At 70.4% G+C, this 24654-nt stretch carries 22 protein-coding genes; 11 read left to right on the forward strand and 11 right to left on the reverse strand.

All coding sequences use genetic code 11. The features are described 5' to 3' along the window. Positions 1 to 9 precede the first annotated feature (9 nt). Positions 10 to 372, reverse strand: coding sequence for a metallopeptidase family protein (locus tag ACQ1RG_RS10680; protein WP_009374829.1), 363 nt, complete (start codon positions 370 to 372; stop codon positions 10 to 12). A gap of 147 nt (positions 373 to 519) precedes the next feature. Here ACQ1RG_RS10680 and ACQ1RG_RS10685 point away from each other — a divergent pair, with 147 nt between their 5' ends. Genes ACQ1RG_RS10685 through ahcY form a run of 3 tightly spaced genes read left to right on the forward strand, consistent with a single transcriptional unit; the run spans position 520 to position 3797 of the window. Continuing rightward, on the forward strand, positions 520 to 825 hold the full coding sequence (locus tag ACQ1RG_RS10685; protein WP_197907842.1) for a DUF3499 family protein: 306 nt from the start codon (positions 520 to 522) through the stop codon (positions 823 to 825). Between the two features lie 30 nt (positions 826 to 855). Further along, the gene (gene manB, locus ACQ1RG_RS10690; protein WP_101624564.1) at positions 856 to 2298 is read left to right on the forward strand and encodes a phosphomannomutase/phosphoglucomutase; all 1443 of its coding nucleotides are present in this window, start codon (positions 856 to 858) and stop codon (positions 2296 to 2298) included. Positions 2299 to 2336: 38 nt separating this feature from the next. Continuing rightward, positions 2337 to 3797, forward strand: a complete 1461-nt coding sequence (gene ahcY / locus ACQ1RG_RS10695; RefSeq protein WP_101624565.1) for an adenosylhomocysteinase — start codon at positions 2337 to 2339, stop codon at positions 3795 to 3797. 6 nt (positions 3798 to 3803) lie between these two features. Here ahcY and ACQ1RG_RS10700 read toward each other — a convergent pair whose 3' ends face one another. After that, positions 3804 to 4637, reverse strand: a complete 834-nt coding sequence (locus ACQ1RG_RS10700) for an RDD family protein (protein WP_063249429.1) — start codon at positions 4635 to 4637, stop codon at positions 3804 to 3806. Between the two features lie 67 nt (positions 4638 to 4704). On the opposite strand from ACQ1RG_RS10700, the gene ACQ1RG_RS10705 reads away from it, so the two are divergent. Then, positions 4705 to 5703: a stage II sporulation protein M gene (locus ACQ1RG_RS10705; RefSeq protein ID WP_063249427.1), complete on the forward strand. Its 999-nt coding sequence runs from the start codon at positions 4705 to 4707 to the stop codon at positions 5701 to 5703. A gap of 2 nt (positions 5704 to 5705) precedes the next feature. On the opposite strand, the gene ACQ1RG_RS10710 is transcribed toward ACQ1RG_RS10705, so the two are convergent. From ACQ1RG_RS10710 to ACQ1RG_RS10730, 5 genes are read right to left on the reverse strand one after another with little or no spacing between them, the layout of a single operon-like run. Then, positions 5706 to 6992: a DUF58 domain-containing protein gene (locus ACQ1RG_RS10710; RefSeq protein ID WP_430600111.1), complete on the reverse strand. Its 1287-nt coding sequence runs from the start codon at positions 6990 to 6992 to the stop codon at positions 5706 to 5708. Further along, positions 6993 to 8066, reverse strand: coding sequence for an AAA family ATPase (locus tag ACQ1RG_RS10715; protein WP_009374843.1), 1074 nt, complete (start codon positions 8064 to 8066; stop codon positions 6993 to 6995). It lies immediately after the preceding gene. After that, on the reverse strand, positions 8063 to 9283 hold the full coding sequence (locus ACQ1RG_RS10720) for a DUF4350 domain-containing protein (protein ID WP_009374845.1): 1221 nt from the start codon (positions 9281 to 9283) through the stop codon (positions 8063 to 8065). The genes ACQ1RG_RS10715 and ACQ1RG_RS10720 overlap by 4 nt, the downstream gene beginning before the upstream one ends. After that, the gene (locus ACQ1RG_RS10725) at positions 9280 to 9948 is read right to left on the reverse strand and encodes a DUF4129 domain-containing protein (RefSeq protein WP_009374847.1); all 669 of its coding nucleotides are present in this window, start codon (positions 9946 to 9948) and stop codon (positions 9280 to 9282) included. Before ACQ1RG_RS10725 ends, ACQ1RG_RS10720 begins: the two co-directional genes overlap by 4 nt. Next, positions 9945 to 11000, reverse strand: coding sequence for a hypothetical protein (locus tag ACQ1RG_RS10730; RefSeq protein ID WP_131248369.1), 1056 nt, complete (start codon positions 10998 to 11000; stop codon positions 9945 to 9947). Before ACQ1RG_RS10730 ends, ACQ1RG_RS10725 begins: the two co-directional genes overlap by 4 nt. A gap of 79 nt (positions 11001 to 11079) precedes the next feature. Here ACQ1RG_RS10730 and mtrA point away from each other — a divergent pair, with 79 nt between their 5' ends. From mtrA to hpf, 5 genes are all read left to right on the forward strand, one after another. Next, a complete protein-coding gene (gene mtrA / locus ACQ1RG_RS10735; RefSeq protein WP_009374854.1) occupies positions 11080 to 11760 on the forward strand; it encodes an MtrAB system response regulator MtrA in 681 nt (226 codons plus the stop codon). Continuing rightward, positions 11757 to 13634: an MtrAB system histidine kinase MtrB gene (gene mtrB, locus ACQ1RG_RS10740; RefSeq protein ID WP_131248368.1), complete on the forward strand. Its 1878-nt coding sequence runs from the start codon at positions 11757 to 11759 to the stop codon at positions 13632 to 13634. The genes mtrA and mtrB overlap by 4 nt, the downstream gene beginning before the upstream one ends. After that, entirely contained in the window at positions 13631 to 15355 is a 1725-nt protein-coding gene (locus ACQ1RG_RS10745; RefSeq protein WP_009374856.1) for an LpqB family beta-propeller domain-containing protein, read from the forward strand. Before mtrB ends, ACQ1RG_RS10745 begins: the two co-directional genes overlap by 4 nt. 8 nt (positions 15356 to 15363) lie before the next feature. Further along, positions 15364 to 16062, forward strand: a complete 699-nt coding sequence (locus tag ACQ1RG_RS10750) for a ComF family protein (protein WP_095375709.1) — start codon at positions 15364 to 15366, stop codon at positions 16060 to 16062. 66 nt (positions 16063 to 16128) lie between these two features. After that, entirely contained in the window at positions 16129 to 16803 is a 675-nt protein-coding gene (gene hpf / locus ACQ1RG_RS10755) for a ribosome hibernation-promoting factor, HPF/YfiA family (protein WP_009374858.1), read from the forward strand. A 96-nt stretch (positions 16804 to 16899) separates the two neighbouring features. Here hpf and ACQ1RG_RS10760 read toward each other — a convergent pair whose 3' ends face one another. From ACQ1RG_RS10760 to ACQ1RG_RS10775, 4 genes are read right to left on the reverse strand one after another with little or no spacing between them, the layout of a single operon-like run. Beyond that, positions 16900 to 17949, reverse strand: a complete 1050-nt coding sequence (locus tag ACQ1RG_RS10760; RefSeq protein ID WP_259824210.1) for a DUF418 domain-containing protein — start codon at positions 17947 to 17949, stop codon at positions 16900 to 16902. Positions 17950 to 18006: 57 nt separating this feature from the next. Beyond that, the gene (locus tag ACQ1RG_RS10765; protein ID WP_095375711.1) at positions 18007 to 18648 is read right to left on the reverse strand and encodes a response regulator; all 642 of its coding nucleotides are present in this window, start codon (positions 18646 to 18648) and stop codon (positions 18007 to 18009) included. After that, a complete protein-coding gene (locus tag ACQ1RG_RS10770; protein WP_162909067.1) occupies positions 18645 to 19844 on the reverse strand; it encodes a sensor histidine kinase in 1200 nt (399 codons plus the stop codon). The genes ACQ1RG_RS10765 and ACQ1RG_RS10770 overlap by 4 nt, the downstream gene beginning before the upstream one ends. A 29-nt stretch (positions 19845 to 19873) precedes the next feature. Next, positions 19874 to 20473, reverse strand: coding sequence for a hypothetical protein (locus ACQ1RG_RS10775; RefSeq protein WP_119296551.1), 600 nt, complete (start codon positions 20471 to 20473; stop codon positions 19874 to 19876). Positions 20474 to 20854: 381 nt separating this feature from the next. Between ACQ1RG_RS10775 and ACQ1RG_RS10780 the strand changes: the two genes are divergently transcribed. Both ACQ1RG_RS10780 and secA read left to right on the forward strand, forming a co-directional pair. Further along, a complete protein-coding gene (locus tag ACQ1RG_RS10780) occupies positions 20855 to 21883 on the forward strand; it encodes a DNA glycosylase AlkZ-like family protein (RefSeq protein WP_430600113.1) in 1029 nt (342 codons plus the stop codon). A 55-nt stretch (positions 21884 to 21938) separates the two neighbouring features. Further along, the gene (gene secA, locus ACQ1RG_RS10785) at positions 21939 to 24635 is read left to right on the forward strand and encodes a preprotein translocase subunit SecA (protein WP_009374864.1); all 2697 of its coding nucleotides are present in this window, start codon (positions 21939 to 21941) and stop codon (positions 24633 to 24635) included. Positions 24636 to 24654: the final 19 nt, after the last annotated feature.

Genomic DNA, 24654 nt, shown 5'->3' on the forward strand with positions numbered 1-24654 from the left:
GCGGTCCGCTCACGCTCCGCGGAGCAGGTCGACCTGATCGGCGAGCACCTCGGCGATGAGGCTCTCCCTGCTGCCGCCGAGGCTGTGGTACTCGATCGGGCGACGGTAGAGGACGATGTGGGTCCGCCGGTGCGGGGTCGCAGGGAACACCCGCCCGAAGCTCGGCTCATCCGACCCCGCCGGAGGCACCGCGTCGACGGCGAGGACGACGTCGGCGAGCAGCTCAGGGTCCCTGGCCCGGTGCCGGGCGAACTCCTCGGCGGCGAGGCGGGCGAAGCTCTGCGCCCGCGTCTCGCGTGCGGGCACGTCGGCGCGGTGGAGCGGGGAGCGCAGTCCCCGGCCGTGGCGATCCCGTCTGCGGCGCGTGCTCATAGCCCGTCATTCTACCGAGGCGATCCCATCGGCTCGCACCCGGCGGCGCCTGCCCGGAACGGACGGGGCCAGCGTGTAGAGTTCAGTACTGTGTCAGCCTTGCGTACGTGCTCGAAAGTCAGCTGCTCGCGCAGCGCCACCGCGACCATGACCTATGTCCACGCGGACGCCTGCGTCGTCATCGGTCCCCTCGCCCGGCGCGCCGAACCCGGCGCCCACGACCTGTGCGCCGACCACGCCGCGAGGCTCACCCCGCCGGTGGACTGGCAGCTCATCCGCATCGGGACGGGTGAGGAACCGCCCGAGCGCACCCACGACGACCTCCTCGCGATCGCCGACGCCGTCCGCGAAGCGGCGGGAACGACGACACCGCGCCCCGACGGTCCGACCCCTGTCGACGAGCCCGCCCCCGCCGTTCGCAAGCACGGCCACCTGCGCATCATCGGCCCCTGAGCCTCTCCGCGCACGAACCGAAGGACCCCCATGTCAGGTGAGACCCTCTCCGCCTCCCGTTCCCGCGCCCTCGACACCGCCGTCGGCGCCTACGACATCCGGGGACGGATCCCCGACCAGCTCGACGACGACGTCCTCTTCGCCCTCGGCTGGGCGACCGCCTCGGCGATGGGCGAGATCCACGGCAGCGGCGAGGTCGTCATCGGACACGACATGCGCCCGAGCTCCCCGGGCTTCGCCCGCTCCTTCGCCGCCGGAGTCGAGGCCGCGGGATCGCGGGCCGTGCTGTTGGGCCTGTGCTCGACCGACCAGCTCTACTTCGCCTCCGGGATCTTCGACCTGCCCGGGGCGATGATCACCGCGAGCCACAACCCCGCCGACTACAACGGGATCAAGATCTGCGCCCCCGGCGCCGGCGGGGTGAGCCTCGAGACCGGACTCGGCCGCATCTGCGACCTCGCCCCGAACGCCCCCGACCCTGCGGTGGGGACCCCGGCGGTCTCCGTCGACGAATCCGCGGCCGCCTCGGTGCGCACCCGGTACGCGCAGCGCATCCGCGAGCTCACCCGCCTCGACGAGGTCGCGGACCTCACCGTCGTCGTCGACGCCGGAAACGGCATGGCCGGGCGCCTCATCGGCGAGGTCTTCGGCACCGACGCCGGGCTGCCGGCGACCCGACTCGAGATCATCGGGCTCTACACGGAACTCGACGGGACGTTCCCCAACCACGAGGCCAACCCGCTCAAGCCGGAGAACCTCGTCGACGTCCAGGCCGCCGTGCGCGAGCACGGCGCCGACCTGGGGCTCGCCTTCGACGGCGACGCCGACCGCTGCTTCTTCATCGATGAGACCGGGGCGACGATGTCGGCCTCGGCGGTCGGCGCCCTCGTCTCCGAACGGGAGATCGCCCGCGCCCGAGCGGCGGGTCGCGACGAACCCACGGTCATCCACAACCTCATCACCTCCCGCAGCGTGCCCGAGGCGATCACCGCCGCCGGGGGCCGCGCGGTGCGCTCGAAGGTGGGCCACTCGGGGATCAAGACCCTCATGCGCGAGGAGGGTGCGGTCTTCGCGTGCGAGCACTCCGCGCACTTCTACTTCGAGGAGTTCTACGGCGCGGACTCCGGCATGCTCGCCGCATGCCACCTCATCGCCGCCCTCGCCGAGGCCGACGGGCTCGCCTCCCGTCTCGTCGCCGCCTACGACACCTACCGGCAGTCCGGGGAGATCAACTTCACCGTCGCCGACCCCGACGCCGTGCTCGAAGCCTTTGCCGCCGCCGCGCCCCGGTTCGCCCCTGAGCTCGTCGAGGACCTCGACGGGATCAGCCTGCAGGGCCGCGACTGGTGGGTCAACCTGCGCAAGTCGAACACCGAACCCCTGGTCCGGCTCAACGTCGAGGCCCCCGACGACGCCCGGATGCGCGAGCTCACCGCCCGCGCCACCGACATCGTCGAAGGCCGCGTCGCCTGACCGCTGCCCCCAACGTCCCGAAATCCCAAGGAGGACCCGTGCTCGCACCCACCGACTTCAAGGTCGCCGATCTCTCCCTCGCCGAGGCGGGACGCCATCAGATCCGGCTCGCCGAACGCGAGATGCCCGGCCTCATGGCGCTGCGCGAGGAGTACTCCGCCTCCGCCCCGCTGGCCGGGGCGAGGATCTCAGGCAGCCTCCACATGACCGTGCAGACGGCCGTGCTCATCGAGACCCTCGTGGCCCTCGGCGCCGAGGTCCGCTGGGCCAGCTGCAACATCTTCTCCACCCAGGATGAGGCCGCGGCCGCCGTCGTCGTCGGCGACGGCACCCCGGAGGCGCCGTCCGGGGTCCCGGTCTTCGCATGGAAGGGCGAGAGCCTCGAGGAGTACTGGTGGGCGGCCGACCGGATCTTCGACTTCGCCGAAGGACCCACCCTCATCCTCGACGACGGCGGGGATGCGACGATGTACGTCCTCGAAGGTGCGGCCGCCGAAGCCGCCGGCCGCGTCCCCACCGCCGGGGAGGACGCCCCCGAGGAGTATCGGGCCTTCCTCGCCCAGCTCGAGACGGCGATGACCGCGGCTCCCGGCCGCTTCACCCGCCTGGCCGAGGGCATCCAGGGCGTGAGCGAGGAGACGACGACAGGTGTCAACCGCCTCTACCGCCTCGCCGAGGCGGGACGCCTGCCGTTCCCCGCGATCAACGTCAACGACTCGGTGACGAAGTCGAAGTTCGACAACCGCTACGGCATCCGCCATTCCCTGCCCGACGGCCTCAACCGGGCCACCGACGTCCTCATCGGCGGCAAGATCGCCGTCGTCGTCGGCTACGGGGACGTCGGCAAGGGCGCGGCCGAAGCGCTGCGCGGTCAGGGGGCGCGCGTCATCGTCACCGAGATCGACCCGATCTGCGCACTCCAGGCGACGATGGACGGCTACCAGGTGGCTCTCCTGCCCGACGTCGCCGAGGTCGCCGACATCGTCATCACGACGACCGGCAACACCCGCGTCGTCGACGTCGACGTCCTCCGCAGCCTCAAACCGGGAGCGATCGTCGGCAACGTCGGCCACTTCGACGACGAGATCGACCTTGCCGGCCTGCGTCGCGTCGACGGGGTGAGCGTCGTCGAGATCAAACCGCAGGTCCACGAATGGACCATCCCCGTGCCGACGGAGGCCGGACTCGGACGGGAAACGACGCAGATCCTCGTCCTTTCCGAGGGTCGGCTGCTCAACCTCGGCAACGCCACCGGGCATCCCTCGTTCGTCATGAGCGCCTCGTTCTCCAACCAGGTCCTCGCTCAGATCGAGCTGTGGACCCGAGGGTCGGACTACGACGATGCGGTGCACCGGCTGTCGAAGGAGCTCGACGAAAAGGTCGCCCGGCTCCATCTGCCCGCGCTCGGGGCGCAGCTGAGCGAGCTGACGAAGGAGCAGGCCGAGTACATCGGCGTCGACGTCGCCGGGCCGTACAAGCCCGACCACTACCGGTACTGAGCGCCGCTACCGCTGCCGGTCGGCGCTCAGCCGCAGGCCGTGCGGCAGCCGGTCGACCCCGGCGCGGAAGGACTCGGCCTGCGCACCTCGGCGGTGGGCCCTGTCCCGGTCGGTCACGCGCTGGCGGGCGACGACGGCGGCGAGGAACTGCTCGGGCAGCGTCCCTTCGGGTGGAGCCGGGGCGACGTAGGGGTTAAGCTCGGTCGCGAGCTCGATCGCCCGCTGCCAGCGTGACTCGTGGCCGAGCCCGGGGGCGACGGCGAGGAACTGGACGATCCGGCGGCGCAGGCCGGCCGGCACCGCGGAGACGTCGGTCTCCGCAAGCCAGGGGACGAGCTGCGGGGCGACGTGCGTGTGCACCGGAGGAGGGGGAGTCGCGCGTTCGCTCACCGCGATGGTGCCGGCCATGTAGTCGCCGAGGCGCTTCGTCTGCGGGGACACGAGTCCCGAGAGTGCGGCGATCCCACCGCCGGTCCCGATGACCTCGAACTGCCAGAGCAGGGCGCGGACGAAGGAGTGCCGGAGGCGGACCGCCCCACCGTCGTCACGGACGATCCGCAGGCCGAGGATGAGCTTGCCGAGCGACCTCCCGCGGGTGAGGACCTCGACGAGGAGGGGGAGGAGGACGAAGACGGCGACCGTCATCATCGTCATCACCGCGGTGAGGAGCAGCCCGTTGAGCGACCGGAGCTGGAGGAGCAGCCAGAACGTCGCGACGAGCAGTCCGATGTTGACCAGCGTGTAGGCGACGGCGTCGATGAGGCAGCTGAGCGCGCGGGCGGCCAGCGCCGCGGGCTGGACGCTGAGTTCGACGGCCTCGCCTGTCACCAGAGTGCTCACACCACCATCCTGGCACACCTGCTCCACGGCGGCCCGATGCCGGGGCGGCATCGTCTAGGGTGGAGGCATGGATCCCAACCTGCTCGCCGAGATGCACGGGGACCAGTGGAGGGAGCTGTCGGCCCTGGCCAAGCGCAACCGGCTCGATCCGGCGCAGGCTGAGCGGTTCCTCGTCCTCTACCGGGCGGCGTCGAAGGACCTCTCGCAGATCATGACGGTGGCCCCGGACTCCCTCGAGGCCGCGCGGCTCTCGACGATCGTCCACCGGGCGCGCACCCACCTCTCCTCCGTCCCCGCCGGCGGGCTCTCGGGACTCAGCCGCTTCTTCGTCGTCGCCCTGCCGCTGTCGCTCTACCGGCTGCGCTGGGACTTCGTCGCCGTCGCGGTCTTCTTCCTCTCGGTCTCCGTGCTCTCCGGGGTATGGGCGGGCACTCACCCCGAAGTGCTCGAGACCTTCGGCGACCGCGCCTCCCGGCAGCAGTTCGCCGAACACGACTTCGTCGAGTACTACAAGGAGAACCCGAACGGCTTCTTCGCCGTGGGCGTGTGGACGAACAACGCGTGGATCGCCGTCCAGTTCGTCCTCCTCGGCGTCACCGGCGTCTTCGTCGTCCAGGGGCTCGTCCTCAACGCCGTCAACGTCGGCTTCTCGGCAGCGATGATGTTCGAGTTCGATCGGGGAGCGGACTTCTTCCTCTACATCCTCCCGCACGGCATCCCGGAGATCAGCTGCATCCTGCTCGCCGCGGCCGCCGGTCTCCGGCTCTTCTTCGCGTGGGTGATCCCGGGCCCGCAGCTGCGGCGGACGAAGCTCGCAACCGAGGCCCGCTCCCTGCTCGTCGTCGCCGGCGGACTCGTCATCATGCTCTTCCTCTCCGGCCTCATCGAGGGCTTCGTCACCCCGAACCCGCTCCCACCGCTGGTCAAGATCGCCATCGGCATCGCCTACACGGCCGCCGTCGTCGTCTACGCTGCCGTCCTCGGCAGGCGGTCCTCCCGCGCACAGCTGTCGGCCGACCTCGACGCCCACGAAGCCGGTTACCAGATCGTCGCGACCGACCGCTGAGCTCAGAGCCTCCCGCTCGTCTTCAGCCGGATGTAGAGGTCGGCCAGGGCCCCGGGGAGATCGTCGGGGACCGCGGCCACGGAGTCGACGCCGAGGCCGCGCAGTCGCGAGCGCACAGCCCGGACGGTGAGGATCTCGGTGGCGGCGGCCGCGGCGGTGTAGACCTCGCTCGCATCGCCGCGACGGGCGCTGAGATCGTCGAGCTCGGGATCGCTCACGGCGGCGACGACGACCCGGTGCCGGGCCATGAGGGCGGGCAGCACGGGCAGGATCTCCTCGGCCACGGTCGCCTCGTCGAGGGCGGTGACGAGGACGACGAGCGCACGCTGCCGGGTCGATGAGAGCACGGCCGAGGCGATCTGCTCCCAGTCGGCGTCATAGAGCTCAGGGTCGACGGGGGTGAGCGCCACGGAGAGGTCGTGGACGGGATCGTGGGCGCGGTGGCTCGACGCTGTGGCCCGCACCCGAGCGTCGACGACGATGACGTCGACGCGATCACCGGCCCCGGCGGCAAGCGCCGTGAGCAGCAGGGCCGATTCGAGGGCGGCGTCGAAGACCGTGCCCTCTCCACTGCGCCTGGCCGCGAGCCGCGAGGAGTCGACGACGATGACGACGCGGCGATCGCGCTCGGGTCGCCACGTCTTGACGACGAGGTCCTGGGCGCGGGCGCTGGCCCGCCAGTCGATCGAGCGGACGTCGTCGCCGTCGACGTAGTCGCGCAGCGAATCGAACTCGGTGCCCATGCCGCGGATCATCACCGCCGAGCGGCCGTCGAGCTCGCGCAGCTTCTGCTGCTTCGAGGGCAGCTCCCGGCGGGAGACGAAGGGCGGGAGGACGCGGACCGTCGCCGGGACGTCGACGCTCCTCTGCCGGGCGATGAGCCCGAGGACGCTCGTCGTGCGCAGGGTGACCCGGTCGGCTGCCAGAGCCCCGCGCCGCCTCGGCGAGAGCACCGTGGTGATCTCACGGGTCCCGTGCGGGGGCAGGGTGAGGCGGGTCCTCGTCTCGTGCGCACCCGCACTCGGGGGCCACGCATCGCGCACGCGCAGCCGGATCGGCCGATCGGAGTCGTTGACGAGGGTGAGCGTCGACCGGGTGTCGTCGCCGAGGCGGACCATCGGACCCGGGGTCCGCTGCAGGCGCACGAGCGCCGGCGAGGGCGCTGCGAACCGGTCGATGACGGCGAGGACGACGATGACACCGGCGGTGATCGCCAGGCTCTGCCAGCCGGGGGCGAGCATGACCGGGACGATCCCTGAGACCGTGAGGAGGAGCAGGCGCGGGGTCATTCAGCGGGGCACATCGGTCGTCGCGACGATCGAGTCGAGGACGTGGGAGACGCTCAGGCCGTCCATCTGCGCCTCGGGACGGAGGATGACCCGGTGGCCGAGCGTCATCGGGACGAGGAACTTCACATCGTCGGGGGTGACGTAGTCGCGCCCGCCCAGCCACGCGAACGCCCGGGCGGCGGCGAGCATCCGCGTCGCCCCGCGCGGGGAGACGCCGAGGGCCAGCGACGGCGCCTCCCGGGTGGCCCGGGCGAGGTCGACGATGTAGGAGATGATCTCCGGGGCGATGTGGACGCCGGCGATCGCCGAGCGGGCCCGGGCGATCATCGCGGCGTCGAGGACGGGCCTCAGCCCTGCGGCCGTGAGCTGGGAGGCGTCGAAGCCGCGGGCATGGCGGTCGAGGATCTCGTACTCGAAGTCGCGATCGGGCAGGGTGAGGACGAGCTTGAAGAGGAACCGGTCGAGCTGGGCTTCGGGCAGCGGGTACGTGCCCTCGTACTCGAGCGGGTTCTGTGTGGCGGCGACGAGGAACGGCTCGGGAAGGCTGCGGGAGCGCCCGCCGACGGAGACCTGGTGCTCCTCCATCGCCTCGAGCAGTGCCGACTGCGTCTTCGGCGGGGTGCGGTTGATCTCGTCGGCGATGAGGACGTTGGTGAACACTGGGCCGGGACGGAACTCGAAGTCGGACGCCGAGGCATCCCAGACGAGGGAGCCGGTGACGTCGGAGGGCATGAGGTCGGGGGTGAACTGGATGCGGGTGTGGTCGAGGTCGACAGCAGTGGCGAAGCTGCGCACGAGGAGGGTCTTCGCGACGCCGGGCACACCTTCGAGGAGGACGTGGCCCTGGCACAGGAGCGCGAGGAGCAGTCCGGTGACCGCATCGTCCTGCCCGACGACGGCCTTCCCGATCTCCGCGCGCACAGCGGCGAAGGCCGCCCGCAGCGGGTCGGGGTCGCCGCCCTGCCCGGGAGCTGCGTCTCCGGCGGGGGAACGCGGGGTCGCCTCGGCGGGAGGCATCGGAGGCCGGGCGGGTGCCGGGGGAGCCTGGTCGTGCGGGTGAGGGCCTGTGGTCATGGGATCTCGCTTTCGATGGTGCTGATGAGGTCGACGAGGGCGGTGAGCTCGCGGTCGTCGGCAGGGACCGCGGTGACGAACACCGTTCTCAGCTGCGTGGGGTCGCGTCCGGTGGTCGCGCTCATCCGGGCGAGGATCTCCTCCCGCCCGGCCTCCGAGCTCAGTGCCAGTCGGCGCGCGATGCGCAGCAGGGCGGCGGTGCGCAGGGCGTGGAGGGCGCCGAGGCGGTCGCCGCTGCGTTCGGCCAGTGCGGCACGACCGTGGACGGTCTCGACGGCGGGGACGACGACGGGGAGGCGTTCGACGGCGAGCGGGCCGAAGCGGCGGCCGGCGACGAGGAGGACGACGATGAGGCAGGGCAGCATCCATACGGTGCCGGCGATGAACCAGTCCGGCACGTAGTCGAGCGTCGACGGCGGAGCGTCCCCGGAGGCGTCCGGGCGCGGGTAGTAGACGACGAGGCGGTCGGTCTGCGAGAGCGTCGAGAGGGCAAGCGCCGCGTTGCCGTCCTCGGTGATCGTCCCGTTGCTCACCCATGCGGGGTTGCCGAGGACAGTGACGGGGAACCGGCCGCCGTCGTCGACGACGAGCTGACCCGCAGGACTCGTCTGCTCGTCGACGCCCGGACCGGTGAAGGGATAGCACACGGTGGCGCCGTCGACCGGCTCGTAGCGGGTCTGCCCGGTGCTCACCTCGCCGGCGGCACGGGCCGCGGGCAGCGGGCAGTCGGGCGGGGAGGTCGCATCGGGCTGGGCGAGCGGGTCGGAGTCGGCGTCGGCGGCGAGGCGCGCGGTGAAGCGTGCGACCGCGACGCCTGGGTCGACGAGAACGAGCCGGTTGCCCTGGGAGGCCAGCGCCGAGGTGAGGCCGTCGACGTCGCCCCGGGAGAGTCCCTCGGCGCCGGTGAGGATGAGCAGCGTCGTACCCGGCACGGCGCTGGCCTCCCGGGCCTCCTGGGCGTCCTCTGTCGTGCTCACCTGCGTGCCGTGGTCGCGCAGCGTCTCGATGAGCGCCTTCGTGCCGTCGCGCTGCGTCGAATCGAAGTGGAGGGGGTCGGCTGGCTGTCCGTCGTCGCCGAGGAGCATCGTGACGATGACGGTGAGGAGGACGACGGCGACGCCGACGATCCACACCCCGGCCGAGCGCATCCGGGTCCGCAGACCCACGGTGGGGGCGTTGTGGGTGCCGCGGGCGGCGACGTCGAGGGAGGCGCTCATCGCAGCGCTCCCGTCTGTGGGCCCGCGGGGAGGCGGGAGAGAGCGGCGTCGAGGCTGACGAACTGTGCGAAGAGCGCGCGCAGTTCGTCGTCCGAACGCTGCGGTGCCGACTCCTCGCCGAAGACGAGGTCGTTGAAGACCTCGGCGACCCGGTCGAGGTCCTCCGCACGGGAGGGGACGGCCCGGCCTGCGGTGCGGGCGAGTTCGCTCGCGGTGGCCGCGTCGTCGAGGTCGACGACGCCGCGCAGCGCAAGGACGGCGAAGATCGCGCGTGCCTGGTCGGCGACGGCGGTGCGGAGGTCCCCGCGGTCCGCTGCGGCCTGCGCGCTCTGTCGCCACGGCTGCGGCTGCGGGGCGGCGACGACGGCGTCGAAGGCGCTCACGGGCACCTGCACCCGGCGCAGGCCGAGGCGCCGGACCCGCCAGACGATGAGGACGACGATCGCTGCGAGGGCGAGGACGACGAGGAGGAGGAGCCACGGGGAGTTCCCGCTAAGAGCGGCGGAGACGAGCCCGGAGAGCATGTCGTCGACCCAGCGGCCGAGTCGTTCGAGCGGGGTGAGGTCGGTCGCGGAGTACTCGTCGCGGCGCAGCTCCTCCTCGAGCCACCTCCGCCCGGTGTCGCGGTCGACGGGGGCGGCGGCGAGGACGGCGGCAGTGTTCATGCGCTGCGCTCCTCCTCACCGCGGATGAGGACGAGGTCGTAGCCCTCGCCGCGCATCCTGGCATCGAAGTAGCACGCGCACACGAGGCACGAGAAGTAGCCGAAGAGGACAGCCGAGGAGATCGTCGTCAGGGCGAGCACGACTGCCCCGACGACGATGCCGATCGCGGTCATCACCGCGACGTCGCCCTCGGCGGCGGCGAGGCCGATGACGGCGAGGGTGGTGACGACGAGGAGGAACGGGCTGAGGATGAGCTGGATGAGCTGGTTGGAGAGGACGTAGCCGAGACCGAGCTGACCGAGCAGGCGCCAGAGGCCGCGACCGGTGAGCCGCCATGACCGGGCCACGGCCGCGGGCACGCGCAGCCCCTCGGCGCCGATGGCCGTGCCGACGAGTGCGAGGCGGAGGTTGACCCAGACGACCGCGCAGACCCAGAGGAGGAGGGAGAGGACGCCGACGACGACGGCGGGCACGGTCGCCTCGGCGAGGCTGAGCAGGGTCGCGGGGACGAGGAGGACGAGGAGGAGTCCGAGGTCGATGCCGGTGATGAGTCCGGCGGCGAGGACGAGACGCCACCGCCGGCCGCGCAGCGCCCGCCATGATTCGGCCAACCCCATCCGCCTCGCCCCGAAGGAGGCCTCAGCGGCGGGGACGGTGAGCCCGGCGAGGAAGTGGACGAGGCCGAGGCTGAGGAGGCTGAAGACGAACGACCCGAGCTGGGCGAGGAGGGAGAACCCGGAGAGCGCCTCGTCGTTGCCCATGAGGTCGCGGAGGAAGGGGAGGAAGGTGAGGGCGAGACCGGTGCCGACTGCGGTGAGCAGGAGGGTCCAGAGGCTGAGCACGATGAGCGGGGCGCCGATCGCCGGTCCGGGGGCGAAGCGGAGCAGGCGGAAGCCGGAGTCGAGGACCTCGAAGAACGTCAGGGGCCGCTTCGCGAGGATCCCTCGCCTCAGCGGCGGTGACCACGGCTGCGGACCGGGAGCGGGACCGCGGGTCTGCCACCGGCCCGTATGCCAGTTGACCTGCGAAGTCCATGCGTTCGTGCGTCCCATCACCCTCAATCCTGCCATGGAAGTCAGGGGGAGAGTGTCATGGTCGAAACTTCACCGGACTTTGGGCGACAATAGGGGTATGAACGCGCGTATCCTCGTAGTTGATGATGACACGGCCCTGGCCGAGATGATCGGAATCGTGCTCAAGAGCGAGGGCTTCGAGCCCTTCTTCTGCGCGACCGGCGACCAGGCCTTCGACGAGTTCCAGAAGGTGGGACCCGATCTCGTCCTCCTCGACCTCATGCTCCCGGGCAAGGACGGACTCGAAGTGTGCCGTGAGATCCGCGAGGTCTCGTCCGTCCCCATCATCATGCTCACCGCGAAGTCCGACACCGTCGACGTCGTCCTCGGACTCGAATCCGGTGCCGACGACTACGTGCCCAAGCCGTTCAAGCCCAAGGAGCTCATCGCACGCGTGCGCGCGCGCCTGCGGATCTCCGAACCCCAGGCCCCCGAACTGCTCACCGTCGGCGATGTCGTCGTCGACGTCGCCGGCCACACCGTGACCAAGGGCGGGGCGCCGATCTCGCTCACCCCGCTCGAGTTCGACCTCCTCGTCGCGCTCGCTCGCAAGCCGTGGCAGGTGTTCTCCCGGGAGACCCTGCTCGAGGAGGTCTGGGGATACCGGCACGCGGCGGACACCCGCCTCGTCAACGTCCACGTGCAGCGTCTGCGCTCGAAGATCGAACGTGACCCGGAGAAGCCGGACATCATCGTCACGGTGCGCGGCGTCGGATACAAGGCAGGCCGAGCCGCGTGAAACCCTCCTCCGCCGTGCGCGGAGCCCTCCGCACCACCGCTGAGAGTCTGAAGACGTTCTGGGAGTTCGTCCGCAGGTCCTTCAGCTATTCCCTCCAGGTCCGCATCGTCGTCCTCACCATCATCCTCACCTCGGTGGCGATCTTCGGCGTCGGGACGTACATGTCCCAGCAGATCTCCCGCGGACTCTTCGACACCCGACTCGACTCGCTCTCCGGGCAGGCGTCGAACATCGTCTCCGAGCTGCGCAGCGTCGCCCCCGCCGACGGGCAGGCGATCACCCAGGAGAACCTCTCAGCGCAGCTGTCGTCGATCTACAACCGGTCGACCGGGTCCGTCTACGCGCTCTCGCTCGAGCCGAAGGACCCGAACTCCGCGTTCTCGACGATCAGCGCGGGCATGGACTCCTCCGCAGGCTCCGTGTCGGCGATGCCCGTCAGCGACGATCTCCAGGCGGCCATCGGACAGGCCCCTACCGATGACATGCTCTACCAGTCGGTGAGTCTGCCCGGCGATGCGGGACCGGGCCTGCTCATCACCCAGGAGCTGACGATCCCCGGTGCGGGGCAGTTCCAGCTCTACTACCTGGGCGACCTCCGCGAGCAGCAGAACACGCTCGACTTCGTCCAGCGCTCGATGCTCGTCGCCGCCCTCGTCCTCGTCGTCCTCGTCGGCGCGGTCGCGTGGATCGTCACCCGGCTCGTCGTCACCCCCGTGCGCACCGGCGCCGAGGTGGCCAGGCTCATCGCCGACGGCGACCTCGACGAGCGGATGCCCGTCCACGGCAACGACGAGATCGCCGTGCTCGGGGAGAGCTTCAACGACATGGCCGACACCCTCCAGCACCAGATCCAGCAGATGGAACGGCTGTCCGTGCTTCAGCGGCAGTTCGTCTCCGACGTCTCCCACGAGCTGCGCACGCCGCTCGCGACGATCCGCGCGGCCGCGGACCTCATCTACGATGCCCGCGACGACCTCGACCCGGTCACCGCCCGCAGCGCCGAGCTGCTCAACTCGCAGGCCGAGCGCTTCGACAGCCTGCTCTCGGACCTGCTCGAGATCTCCCGCTACGATGCCGGCGCCGCCGCCCTCGTCGCCAAACCCGTCGACGTCTGCGCGATCGTCACCTCGGTCATCGAGAACGTCTCGATGGTCGCCGACCAGATGTCGACGCACATCGTCGTCCACGCCCCCTCGTCGCCGGTGATGGCCGAGATCGACCGCGTGCGCATCACCCGGATCATCCGCAACCTCGTCGTCAACGCCATCGAGCACGGCGAGGGCAAGCCGATCGACGTCTACGTCGCCTCGAACGCCGAGGCGGTGGCGGTGAGCGTGCGCGACCACGGCGTGGGCATGAACGAGGAGCAGGTCGAGCACGTCTTCGACCGGTTCTGGCGGGCCGACCCCGCGCGCAAGCGGACCCTGGGCGGTTCGGGCCTCGGCCTGGCGATCTCGCTCGAGGACGCGCACCTCCACAACGGCTGGCTCCAGGTGTGGGGCAACCCGGGGGAGGGGTCGTGCTTCCGGCTGACGATCCCCCGGCGACCGGACCAGGAGATCACCTCCTCGCCGCTGCCTCTGCCGCCGCGCGACGCCCAGATCCGCGGTGCCGCGCTCGTCGCCGGGCCGCTGTCATCCGACGGTTCGGTGCGGATCCAGACCGGATCGATCCCGATCGTCGTCGAGACCGAACCCGACGCGGACGCTGCGCCGGAGAGGTCGGGCGGTCGCACCGCGCAGGCAGCGCCCGCTGCCGCCGCAACCGCCCCGGAGCAGTCGGGGGCACGGCACGCGGCGGCACAGCAGCCGGCGACGGCAGCGACCGGCACGGTCGAGGAACCGCCCGCGGAGACACAGGAGGGACGCCCATGACGACGACCGGACACCTGCGGCGACTCGCCGCCATCGTCCTCGCTGTGCTGCTCGGGCTCGTGCTCTCGGCGTGCTCGTCGATCCCGACGAGCTCACCCGTCGGGCACCTCGAGGCCCGATCGAACGACCCCGGCGCCGACAGCGCGCGCATCCCCGACGGGCCGAAACCCGGCGACAGCGTCGGTGAGATCGTCCGCGGCTTCCTCGCCGCGGGTGCCGGAACCGGCAACAACTTCGCCGTCGCGAAGTCGTTCCTCACCGAGGCCGAGGCCCAGGAGTGGAATCCGCTCGCCTCCGTCTCCGTGCTCCCCGGCGACACGGACATCGACTCCCTCAACTACGAGGTGACCTCGGATCAGAAGACGCTGACGATGTCCGCCCCCGTCGTCGGCATCGTCGATTCCTCAGGGGTCTTCTCCTCGGCGACGCCGAACACGCGGTCGAACCTCGAGTTCTCCCTCCGGCAGGAGAACGGGGAGTGGCGGATCTCCTCGGCGCCCAACGGACTCCTCGTCTCCCGCACGACGTTCCGCACGATCTTCCTCAACTACTCGCTCGAGTTCTTCACCTCCGACTTCTCCTATCTCGTGCCCGACTCGCGGTGGTTCCTCCGCTCCTCGTCGACGCCGACGGCGATCATCAACGAACTCCTCGCCGGTCCCGCCCCCTACCTCGCCGGCGCCGTCGTCACAGCGGCTCCCGACGGGGCGAAGCTCGCCGACTCGAACGTCGTGACCATCGAGAGCGGAGTCGCCCGAGTCTCGCTCGGCAACCTCACCCCGGCACCGACGGACAGGGAGAAGGGGCTCATCCGCCAGCAGATCTCCTCCACCCTCAAAGCGATCCCCTCGATCTCGAGCGTCGAGCTGAGCATCGGCGGTCAGGTCGTCTCGGAGAGCCTGCAGCCGAAGACCGACTCCTCGGTCCAGGTCGACGGACCGCCGGTCGTCATCGCCGAGAACCGGATCTCCCGGATCTCGGGCACGACCGTGGCGAGGGTGGAGAACAGTCCGGACCTCAAGGGCGCCGAGGCGAGCGACCCGGCCGTGTCCTTCGACGACTCGATCTACTCCTACCTCTCCGAGGGCGGGAAGAACCTCCGCCGTCTCAAAGCCGATTCGTCCGAAGCGCGCACCGTGCTCAGCGGTGAGTCGCTCGAGGGCCCGAGCATCGACCGCTTCAACACGATCTGGACGGGGGAGCGGAAGAACAAGGGCGAGATCATCGCCGTCGGCCGCGACGACGAGGTCTACCGGGTGTCCGCGGACTTCCTCTCCGGTCGGGACCTGCTCGACCTCGAGGTCTCCCGCGACGGCACACGGCTCGCGGTGCTCAGCCGGCAGGGCAGCGAGCCCGCGCGCATCGACGTCGTCGGCATTCCCCGCGACCGGGCGGGCAACCCGTCGTCCGCGCTCGCCGACGCCCCGCTCCAGGTCGGCTCGTACTTCACGGAGATCAGGGACATCTCCTGGGCGGGCTCGACCTCGCTCGCCGCACTCGCCCAGCTGCCGGGGGAGACCGTCCAGCCCTACCGCGTCGGCGTCTCCGGACCACCCGAGCAGCTCGGACAGCTGCCCGGCGGCGGGGACCGCATCGCCGCCGGAGAGGACGGTCGATCGATCCTCGTCACGAGCAGCGCGGGGGAGATCTACTCGTACAACTCCAACGCGTGGCAGAAGCTCATCGACGTCACCGCCAAGGATCCCGCCTACCCCGGCTGAGGACGGACATGGGTCTGCTCAGCGAGCTCTCCGAACTCTTCCTGCCGCGGCGCTGCGCGGGATGCGGGCGGGAGACCGTCTCGCTGTGCACGACGTGCCTCCAGCTCCTCGGCGGGATCCCGCGGGCGATGGAGACGCGGTACGCCACGTTGCCCGTCGTCGGGGTCTCGGAATACAATTCGCGCCTGTCCCACATGGTGGTCAATTTCAAGGACAATGGGCGGCGCGACATCCTCGACCCCCTCGCGCTCGGCCTCGCCCGTTCGATCGTCGCGGCCCTCGACCTCGTCGGCCACTCCGGCGGCCCGGTGCGCGTCGTGCCCGCCCCGAGCTCGGAGCAGGCGAAGCGGCGTCGCGGCGGGTCGCACACCGCAGTCCTCGCGCGCCGCGCGGCAGCGCTCTCACCGGAGCTCTCGCTCGTCGTCGCCGACGTCCTCGTCGCGAGGCGACGACACGATCAGGTCGGACTCGGCGCCCACGCCCGGGCGGAGAATGCCCGGCAGTCGCAATTCCTCATTCCCGACTACGCCGCCGAGATCGGCCGGGAAATGCCGACGACGCTGCTCGTCGACGATTTCTCGACCACCGGCGCAACCTTGGCCGAAAGCACACGCGTCTTGACATCGGTGCAGGTCAGGCCCACTGCAGCCGCGGTCATCGGGCTCGGCCGTGGGGGCACTCGATTTGTCTCTCCCTTTACTGTATAACGGTGTTTACCCATCCAAGGGAATGGGATCGGATTCCTCCGAAGAACGAGTCGCTAAGGACCCATCATGGACATTGTTGTCACCGGACGCCAACTGACCATCTCCGACAGCTTTCGCGCGCACATCGAAGACAAGATCGCCAAGGTCGAGCAGCTCGCACCGAGGGCGCAGCGTGTCGAGGTCCACGTCGCTCACGACAAGAACACGCGGCAGCCGGAGACGAGTGAGCGGGTCGAGCTCACCGTCGTGGCGAAGGGTCCGGTGATCCGCGCCGAGGCGATGGCCAGTGACAAGTACGCCGCCCTCGACCTCGCCTGGGCGAAGCTCGTCGAACGACTCCGACGGGCCAGAGACCGGAACAAGGTGTCCCGTGCCGGCCATCACCGCAAGGAGTCGACCGCTGAGGCGCTCGCGAAGATGCCCGTGGCCGACCCGATCGTCCCCACAGACGGTGGGACGGAGTCCGCCGAGACCGACGCGGCCGCAGGCCCCGATCGGACGAACGGACGGATCAAGGCCGAGGGCGACTCCCCGGTCGTCCTTCGTGAGAAGTCGTTCGCTGCCGCCCCGATCGGCATCGAGGAGGCGCTCAACCGGATGGAGCTCGTCGGACACGACTTCTACCTCTTCATCGACGAGGCCTCGCAGAAGCCCTCGGTCGTCTACCGCCGCAAGGGCTGGAGCTACGGCGTCATCGCCCTCGATGAGGAGCTCGCCCCGGAAGAGGCGCTGACGGACTGAGACGTCGAGCCTGCGCGCTCGGGCGCGCCGGCACCGACTGCGAGTCGGCGCACGGACAGGGCGGCCGTCCCCACGGGGATGGCCGCCCTTCGGTTGTCAGTGCGCGGACGCGGGAGCGCTCTCGGTCCTGCCGCGACCCCACGTGACGAGGCGCCAGAGGCGCTCGAGCGGGCCCTGCGAGAAGACGCGCAGCCACAGCGCGGAGACGACGATCTGGAGGGCGAGGATCCCGGCGCAGACGACGAGTCCGGCGAGGTAGCCGCCCTGGTCGTCGAACGCGGCGAGGTCGGGGACGAGGAAGCGGACGCCGACGAGGAGGAGGGTTGCGCCGATGTAGTTGCTCAGCGCCATCCGACCCAGCGGGGCGAGCACGGGGGTGAGCACCGCCTCGGCGGGGGTGCGCATGAGGAGCATGATGCCGGTGACGAAGCTCAGAGCCATCGTCATGCCGAGTGAGGCGTTGATCCACTGGTCGATCTGCCGGGTCTGGAAGTCCGTGAGGAGGAAGCCTGCGACCGTGACGGCGGCGGCCAGGCCCCCGGTGAGGGCGAGGAGACCGGGGCGCGCCAGGCTGCGGCGGACGAGGTCGGTGCAGCCGGTGGCGAAGCCGACGAGGAAGAGTCCCGGGATGATGGCCATACCGCCGCCGGTCGCGACGCCGGCGAGAAGGAGGAGCGCACCGACGGAGGCCGTCACCGGCGCGAGCAGGCGGGAGGGGATCCACGTCGAGGGCAGGAGGACGACGAGCGCGGCGATCGCATAGGGCAGGAGCGCTTCGCCGGGCTGCAGGAGCATGTGGAGGGCGCCGAGGACGCCGAGGAAGAGGAATCGGCGCAGCAGCGCGAGGCGAGGGCGGGGGCTGCGACGGCTGGCCGAGAGCCACATGATGCCGAAGCCGATGCCGAAGAGGAACGAGAAGATCGGGAAGAAGCGGTTCTGGACGAGGTCCTGACTGAGTGCGTAGAGGGGGAGGACCTCGCCCTCGGCGGTGACGGAGCTGAGCCCGAAGAGCGGCGGCAGGTTGACGAGGATGATCCCGCACAGGGCGAAGCCGCGCAGGACATCGAGGGCGGCGATGCGGCGGGGGCGCCGCGTCGGGGCGGCAGTGACGTCGTGGGATGAGAGTGTCATCGGTTCTGAGTTCATGGGATCCATCCTCGTCGGCGCCGAGGCGGATTCGATCGGCCGCGTGGCCGGAGGCACTCAGCCGTTCGGCTGATTCATCGCTCCCGACTCCCACATCGCAGCGGCGACCTCGACCCGGTTGCGCGCCCCCAGCTGCGCCTGGATGTTCGCCAGATGCGTCTTGACGGTGCCCAGGGAGATGAAGAGCTCGGCCCCGATCTCCTGATTCGTCCGTCCGGTCGCGACGAGGCGGGCGACCTCGGCCTCGCGGTCGCTCAGCCGCGCGACCCGGTCGTCGTGGGCAGGGGCCGACCCCGTGCGACGGCTGAGCAGGTCGAGGGTGAGCGAGGGGGAGATGAGGGCGTCGCCGGCGGCCGCGGCACGGACCCCGGCGAGCAGCAGGTCGGGGCCGGCGTCCTTGAGGAGGAAGCCGCTGGCTCCGCCGGCGAGTGCGGAGTCGACGTAGTCCTCGTCGTCGAAGGTCGTCACCATGATGACCTTCGCCAGCGGGGTGAGCCGGGGGAGGGCTGCGAGTCCGTCGAGGCGGGGCATGCGGATGTCGAGGAGGATGACATCGGGATCCTCGGACTTCGCCAGACCGATCGCCTCGACCCCGTCGGCGGCCTGGCCGACGACGGTCATCTCAGGATCGGCGTCGAGGATGAGCGTGAAGCCCATCCGCACCATCTCCTGGTCGTCGACGACGAGGACTCTGATCATGGGCGGTCTCCGCTCTCGGGGGTGTGGGGGCGGGCATGTGCGGACGGGGCGCCGCCGGGCGACGGGGCGTCGCCGGGCGAGAGGGTGCCGCCGGACGGAGGGGCTGCGGCGAGCGGGAGTCGGGCGCGCAGCCGCCAGGAACCGTCGATCAGGCCGGCAGCGAAGTCCCCGCCGAGGTCCTCGACCCGGGTCCGCAGACCGTGCAGACCGGTCCCGCCGCCGCGGCCGATGCCGCCGAGGCCTCCGGTGCTCTCAACGGTGAGGGCGACGGCGTCGGGAGAGCTCGCGATCGTCATGGACACGTGCGCCCCCGGGCCCGCGTGCCGACGGACGTTCGTCAGAGCCTCGACGAGGACGCGGTCGAGCGTCGCCCACACGGCGGTCGGCACGGGCTCTGGGAGGTCGATGCCGCTCTGCGTCGAGGCGTCGTCGCTGGCGCCGAACTCCTCGAGGCGCCGCTCGAGCGCCTCGGGTCCCGCAGCGGTCGGCGCGGTCGGTGCCGTCGGTGCCGCGGCGGCGGTGCCGGCCGGGGAGGCGACGAGGGAGCGGATCTCCTCGAGGGCACGCGACCCCGATTCCTCGATGCGCCCGAGCGCTGCCCGCAGCACGGACGGATCCTCTGCGCGCGAGGCGGCCTGGGCGAGGACGACGATCCCGGTGACCTCGTGGGCGACGAGGTCGTGGAGGTCGGTGGCCATGCGACGGCGCTCCGCCTCGGCGGCGGTGGCCTGGCGCTGATGGAGGGAACGGTCGAACATCCGCATGAGCAGACCCAGAGCCAGTGCCGCGACGACGAGCGTCGAGGCACCGAAGGCGAAGGTGAGGCCGTCGCCGGGGATGAGACCGGGAACGACGACCGCGGTGAGGGCGAGGACGGTGAGGAGGCCCACCGACAGCGGGTCGGTGAAGCGGCGGGAGAGGTGTGCGAGGGCGACGAGCGAGAGCCAGAGCACTGTGAGGCTGAGCAGCTGGGAGACGGCGACGACGCCGGCTGCGACGATGAGTGCTGCGGCAGCGAGGCGGAGGAAGGCGGGACGCGGTGCGGCGGCGCGCTGCCCGAGCCAGAGCGCGGGCAGCGCGACCGTGACGGCGACGAGGTTGCCGACGAGGATCGGCCAGCCTCCGTCCGATGTGACATCGAGGAGGAGGGTGAGCGGCAGCGGCGCGATCCACAGCCAGGGCAGGACGGTCTTCATCGCGTCCCAGTCTAGTCGCCGCGGCTGACTCATCCGCAGAGGTTCGCGGCGTATTCGAGCTCGGCGGCGACCCCGGCCTCGTTGGCGAACACGCCCCGGAGTGCGACGTCGCGCGGGAGCCTGAGCTCACCCATGGGTCGGCCGTCGGCGAAGACCGTGAGCGTGCCGTCGGCGGCGGTTCCCGAGAACGTCACCGGGGTGCCGTCGATGCGCGCGCGATCCGAGAAGGACCCGTCCGATTCGGTGATCGGGGCGGCATCCTGCGAGGGGTAGGCGAAGGTGACGAAGCGGCGGACGCGCTCGGCGCTGCCGTCCTTGAGCTCCTGGATGAGCAGCTGGTCCTTCGTCATGCCCGGCTGCGGGGCGATGTCGACGTAGGTGAGCTCCGCCCGGTCCGACATCGCGGAGAGGATGTAGGGGCGGCCGCGGACGTCCATCGCCGTCGGGGAGAGATCGCAGGCGCCGAGGTAGTCCTCGACCTGTGCCTCGAGCTGGGCCTTCGACCGGTACTCCCAGAGGAAGAGCGCGCCGATGCCGACGGCGAAGACGGAGAGGGTGGCGTGAGGGCGATGACGACCTTCTTCATGGTGATGTCCTGTTCTGTGCAGTTGTCCGCTTGGGTCTCCCATCCTTCCCGGCAGGAAGCCCTCCCACCTCGGCCGTTCGGCCGATCCGCCTCAGCCGTTCGGTCATCGCTCGTCCCCGGCTCTCGATGCCCGCCGGACCGGCGCGCTCACAAGAGTGCCGAGACCGCCGTGTCGGTGCCGTGGCCTAGGGTGGGCCCATGCAGCGAATGTCTCTCGCAGCGGCGCGGAGGACCGCGATCGCCGCCACCGGCCTCGACCGCCCGCGACCGGAGCAGGTCACCGCTCGTCATCTCAAGGCGACGTTCGCCCGGATGGGGCTGGCGCAGATCGACTCCGTCGCCCGGGTCGTGCGCTCCCACTACCTTCCCTTCTGCTCCCGGCTCGGACCCTACGAGCGCGCCCGTCTCGACCGTCTGCTCTACCGTGCGCCGCGGATGGGCGTGGAGTATTGGGCGCACGCCGCGGCGTTCGTCCCCCCCCCCCCCCCCGGAGACCTGGCGGCACTTCGACCGCAGCCGCGCCGAATGGTGGCGCAACGACTACGGGCAGCGCGACCCGCAGACCGGAGAGGAGTTCCGCCGCCTGCAGTCAGCACTCCTCGACGCACTGGCAGCGGGTCCGCAGACCGCGCGCACCGCCGCCGAGCTCGTCGACCACGAGATCCCCGAACGCCACCGCGGCCACTGGGGCTGGAATCCGAGTCAGGTGAAGATGGCGCTCGAGGCCCTGTTCGCGGCGGGAGCAGTGAGCGCGGCCGGACGCAACGACCACTTCGAACGCCTCTACGCCCTGCCCCGCGACGTCAGCCCCCTGCTCGGGGAGACTCCGCTGTCCTACGGCACGGACGCCGACCCCGAGCTCGGTCTGCGCACATCGGACGCGGCGCGCCGACGGGGGATCTCGGGCAAGGACAACGACGTCCTCGCGCTCACCCGGATCGCCGCCCGCGCCCTCGGGGTCGCCCGACCCGACTGTCTGGCCGACTACTTCCGCCAGCTGCAGGCCCCGACCGATGCGGCCATCGAGGTCCTCCTCGCCACGGGGGAGCTCGTCGAGGTCGACGTCGAGGGCACTCCGGCGCTCAAGTGGCACGCGGCGAGGACTCCGCGCACCGTCGCGGCGCGGGCGCTGCTCGCCCCCTTCGACCCCCTCGTCTTCTACCGACGGCGCATCGAATGGCTCTTCGGCTTCCACTACCGGATCGAGATCTACACCCCGGCCGCGAAGCGGGTCCACGGATACTACGTCCTGCCCTTCCTCCTCGGCGATCGACTCGTCGGACGCGTCGACCTCCACCGCGATCGGGCGGCCGGGGTCCTCCGCGCCCACCGGGTGACCTGGGAGCCCGGCGAGGAGCACTGCGACGAGCTCGTGGCGGAGCTTTCGGCGATGGGGAGGTGGCTCGGGGCGGACGCACTGGATGTGGCGGGCACTCACGTGCCATTAAGCTAGGGACTATACAGTCGTTCGAGTTGTCGTCAGGCGTCCAGCGCCGTTTAGGAGAGAAGTGGCTAATATCCTCGAGAAGCTTCTGCGCACCGGTGAGGGCCGCACGCTCAAGAAGCTCCGCCGGTACACGGACGCGATCAATGCGCTGTCCGACGAGTTCGGCGAGATGTCCGACGCCGAGCTGCGCGAGGAGACCGACCGCTTCCGCAAGCGCGTTGAGGACGGCGAATCACTCGACTCGCTGCTGCCGGAGGCCTTCGCCGCGGTGCGCGAGGCCTCGGGCCGGACACTGGGCATGCGGCACTTCGACGTCCAGCTCATGGGCGGAGCCGCACTCCACCTCGGCAACATCGCCGAGATGAAGACCGGTGAGGGCAAAACGCTCGTGGCCACGGCCCCCGCCTACCTCAACGCGCTCACCGGCGGCGGCGTCCACATCATCACCGTCAACGACTACCTCGCGACCTACCAGTCGGAGCTCATGGGCCGCGTCTTCCGCTTCCTCGGGATGGAGACGGGCTGCATCCAGGCGAACATGCCCGCCGACGAGCGACGGAAGCAGTACGCCGCGGACATCACCTACGGCACGAACAACGAGTTCGGCTTCGATTACCTCCGCGACAACATGGCGTGGTCGGCCGAGGAGCTCGTCCAGCGCGGCCATTCCTTCGCCATCGTCGATGAGGTCGACTCGATCCTCATCGACGAGGCCCGCACCCCGCTCATCATCTCCGGCCCCGCCGAGGGCGACGCGAACCGATGGTATGAGGAGTTCGCCAAGGTCGTCGGCCGCCTCAAGGCCGACCGGGACTACGAGGTCGACGAGAAGAAGCGCACCGTCGGCGTCCTCGAACCCGGCATCGAGCGCGTCGAGGACTACCTCGGCATCGGCAACCTCTACGACGCGGAGAACACTCCGCTCATCAGCTTCCTCAACAACGCCATCCGCGCCAAGGAGCTGTTCAAGAAGGACAAGGACTACGTCCTCCTCGACGGCGAGGTCCTCATCGTCGACGAGCACACCGGACGTGTGCTCAAGGGGCGGCGCTACAACGAGGGCCTGCACCAGGCGATCGAGGCCAAGGAGAAGGTCAAGGTCCAGGCCGAGAACCAGACCCTGGCGACGATCACGCTGCAGAACTACTTCCGGCTCTACGACAAGCTCTCGGGCATGACCGGCACCGCCGAGACCGAGGCCGCGGAGTTCATGTCGACCTACAAGCTCGGCGTCGTCCCCATCCCGACGAACAAGCCGATGCAGCGCGTCGACCAGCCGGACTTCGTCTACAAGAACGAAGTCGCGAAGTTCGACGCCGTCGTCGACGACATCGTCCAACGCCATGAGACCGGTCAGCCGGTGCTCGTGGGCACGACGAGCGTCGAGAAGAGCGAGTACCTCTCGAAGCACCTCGCCAAGCGCGGGGTGCGCCACGAGGTCCTCAACGCCAAGAACCACGCGCGTGAGGCGGCGATCGTCGCGCTGGCCGGCCGGAAGGGCGCGGTCACTGTGGCGACGAACATGGCTGGCCGCGGCACCGACATCATGCTCGGCGGCAACGCCGAGTTCATCGCCGTGTCCGAGATGGAGAAGCGCGGGCTCGACCCCGTCGACGACGCCGAGGAGTACGAGGCGCAGTGGCAGGAGGTCCTCGCCGAGGCGGAGGAGAAGGTCGAGGCGGAGGCCGCAGAGGTCGTCGAACTCGGCGGACTCTACGTCCTCGGCACCGAACGCCACGAGTCGCGGCGCATCGACAACCAGCTGCGCGGCCGTTCGGGACGCCAGGGGGATCCGGGCGAGAGCCGGTTCTACCTCTCGCTCACCGACGACCTCATGCGCCTGTTCGGTTCGGGAGCGGCGGAGCGGATCATGGCCACGGCCAATGTCCCCGATGACGTTCCGCTCGAATCGAAGATGGTCACCCGCGCCATCCTCTCGGCCCAGACGCAGATCGAGCAGCGCAACGCCGAACAGCGCAAGAACGTGCTCAAGTACGACGACGTCCTCAACCGGCAGCGCACCGTCATCTACGACGAGCGGCGGAAGGTGCTCGACGGTGAGGATCTCGCCGACCAGGTCGCGAGCTTCCGCGAGCAGGTCATCGACGCCTACGTCCAGGCGGCGACGACCGGACCCGTCGAGGAGTGGAAGGTCGACGAGCTCTTCGAGGCCCTCGGCAAGATCTACACCCCCTCGATCACCGAGGAGGACCTCGCCGAGGAGGTCGGAGGACTGGGCAACCTCACGAAGAACCGCCTGAATGCGGAGATCCAGTCCGACATCGAGGTCTTCTACGCCCAGCGGGAGGAGGAGCTCGGCGAGGAGGCGACCCGTGAACTCGAGCGCCGCGTCGTCCTCTCGGTCATCGACCGTCGCTGGCGCGAGCACCTCTACGAGATGGACTACCTCAAGAACGGCATCGGGCTGCGGGCGATGGCCCAGCGCGATCCCCTCGTCGAATACCAGCGCGAGGGCTTCGAGATGTTCACGACCATGCAGGACGGGATCAAGGAGGACGTCGTCCGCCTCACCGACACCCTGCAGGTGACCGTCAACCGCCAGGAAGGCAGCGGCGGGGAGGACGACGAGGTCGAGGTCGATGCGGCGGAGCTGCGCCACACGACCCCGAAGATGCAGCTCTCGGCGCCTTCCGAGGACGGCGGCACCGCGGTCTCCGAGGACTCCTCCGATTCCGACGAAACACCGCAGCCGGCCAACCGCGCGCAGCGCCGGGCGAAGAAGAAGGCCAAGCGCTGAGACTGCGCTGAGTCCGATG

The organism is Brevibacterium sp. K72 (assembly GCF_050562175.1).
GTDB classification, from domain to species: Bacteria; Actinomycetota; Actinomycetes; order Actinomycetales; family Brevibacteriaceae; genus Brevibacterium; species Brevibacterium casei.

Bases quoted from the DNA above. Each gene is read 5' to 3' on its own strand.
- ACQ1RG_RS10680 (WP_009374829.1), bottom strand. From the start codon at position 372: ATGAGCACGCGCCGCAGACGGGATCGCCACGGCCGGGGACTGCGCTCC.
- ACQ1RG_RS10775 (WP_119296551.1), bottom strand. From the start codon at position 20,473: ATGGGAGACCCAAGCGGACAACTGCACAGAACAGGACATCACCATGAA.
- ACQ1RG_RS10770 (WP_162909067.1), bottom strand. From the start codon at position 19,844: ATGAAGACCGTCCTGCCCTGGCTGTGGATCGCGCCGCTGCCGCTCACC.
- ACQ1RG_RS10750 (WP_095375709.1), top strand. From the start codon at position 15,364: ATGGGTCTGCTCAGCGAGCTCTCCGAACTCTTCCTGCCGCGGCGCTGC.
- ACQ1RG_RS10760 (WP_259824210.1), bottom strand. From the start codon at position 17,949: ATGAACTCAGAACCGATGACACTCTCATCCCACGACGTCACTGCCGCC.
- ACQ1RG_RS10725 (WP_009374847.1), bottom strand. From the start codon at position 9,948: ATGAACACTGCCGCCGTCCTCGCCGCCGCCCCCGTCGACCGCGACACC.
- ACQ1RG_RS10730 (WP_131248369.1), bottom strand. From the start codon at position 11,000: ATGGGACGCACGAACGCATGGACTTCGCAGGTCAACTGGCATACGGGC.
- ACQ1RG_RS10745 (WP_009374856.1), top strand. From the start codon at position 13,631: ATGACGACGACCGGACACCTGCGGCGACTCGCCGCCATCGTCCTCGCT.
- ACQ1RG_RS10705 (WP_063249427.1), top strand. From the start codon at position 4,705: ATGGATCCCAACCTGCTCGCCGAGATGCACGGGGACCAGTGGAGGGAG.
- ACQ1RG_RS10710 (WP_430600111.1), bottom strand. From the start codon at position 6,992: ATGACCCCGCGCCTGCTCCTCCTCACGGTCTCAGGGATCGTCCCGGTC.
- hpf (WP_009374858.1), top strand. From the start codon at position 16,129: ATGGACATTGTTGTCACCGGACGCCAACTGACCATCTCCGACAGCTTT.
- ACQ1RG_RS10685 (WP_197907842.1), top strand. From the start codon at position 520: ATGACCTATGTCCACGCGGACGCCTGCGTCGTCATCGGTCCCCTCGCC.
- ACQ1RG_RS10720 (WP_009374845.1), bottom strand. From the start codon at position 9,283: ATGAGCGCCTCCCTCGACGTCGCCGCCCGCGGCACCCACAACGCCCCC.
- manB (WP_101624564.1), top strand. From the start codon at position 856: ATGTCAGGTGAGACCCTCTCCGCCTCCCGTTCCCGCGCCCTCGACACC.
- ACQ1RG_RS10765 (WP_095375711.1), bottom strand. From the start codon at position 18,648: ATGATCAGAGTCCTCGTCGTCGACGACCAGGAGATGGTGCGGATGGGC.
- mtrA (WP_009374854.1), top strand. From the start codon at position 11,080: ATGAACGCGCGTATCCTCGTAGTTGATGATGACACGGCCCTGGCCGAG.
- ACQ1RG_RS10715 (WP_009374843.1), bottom strand. From the start codon at position 8,066: ATGACCACAGGCCCTCACCCGCACGACCAGGCTCCCCCGGCACCCGCC.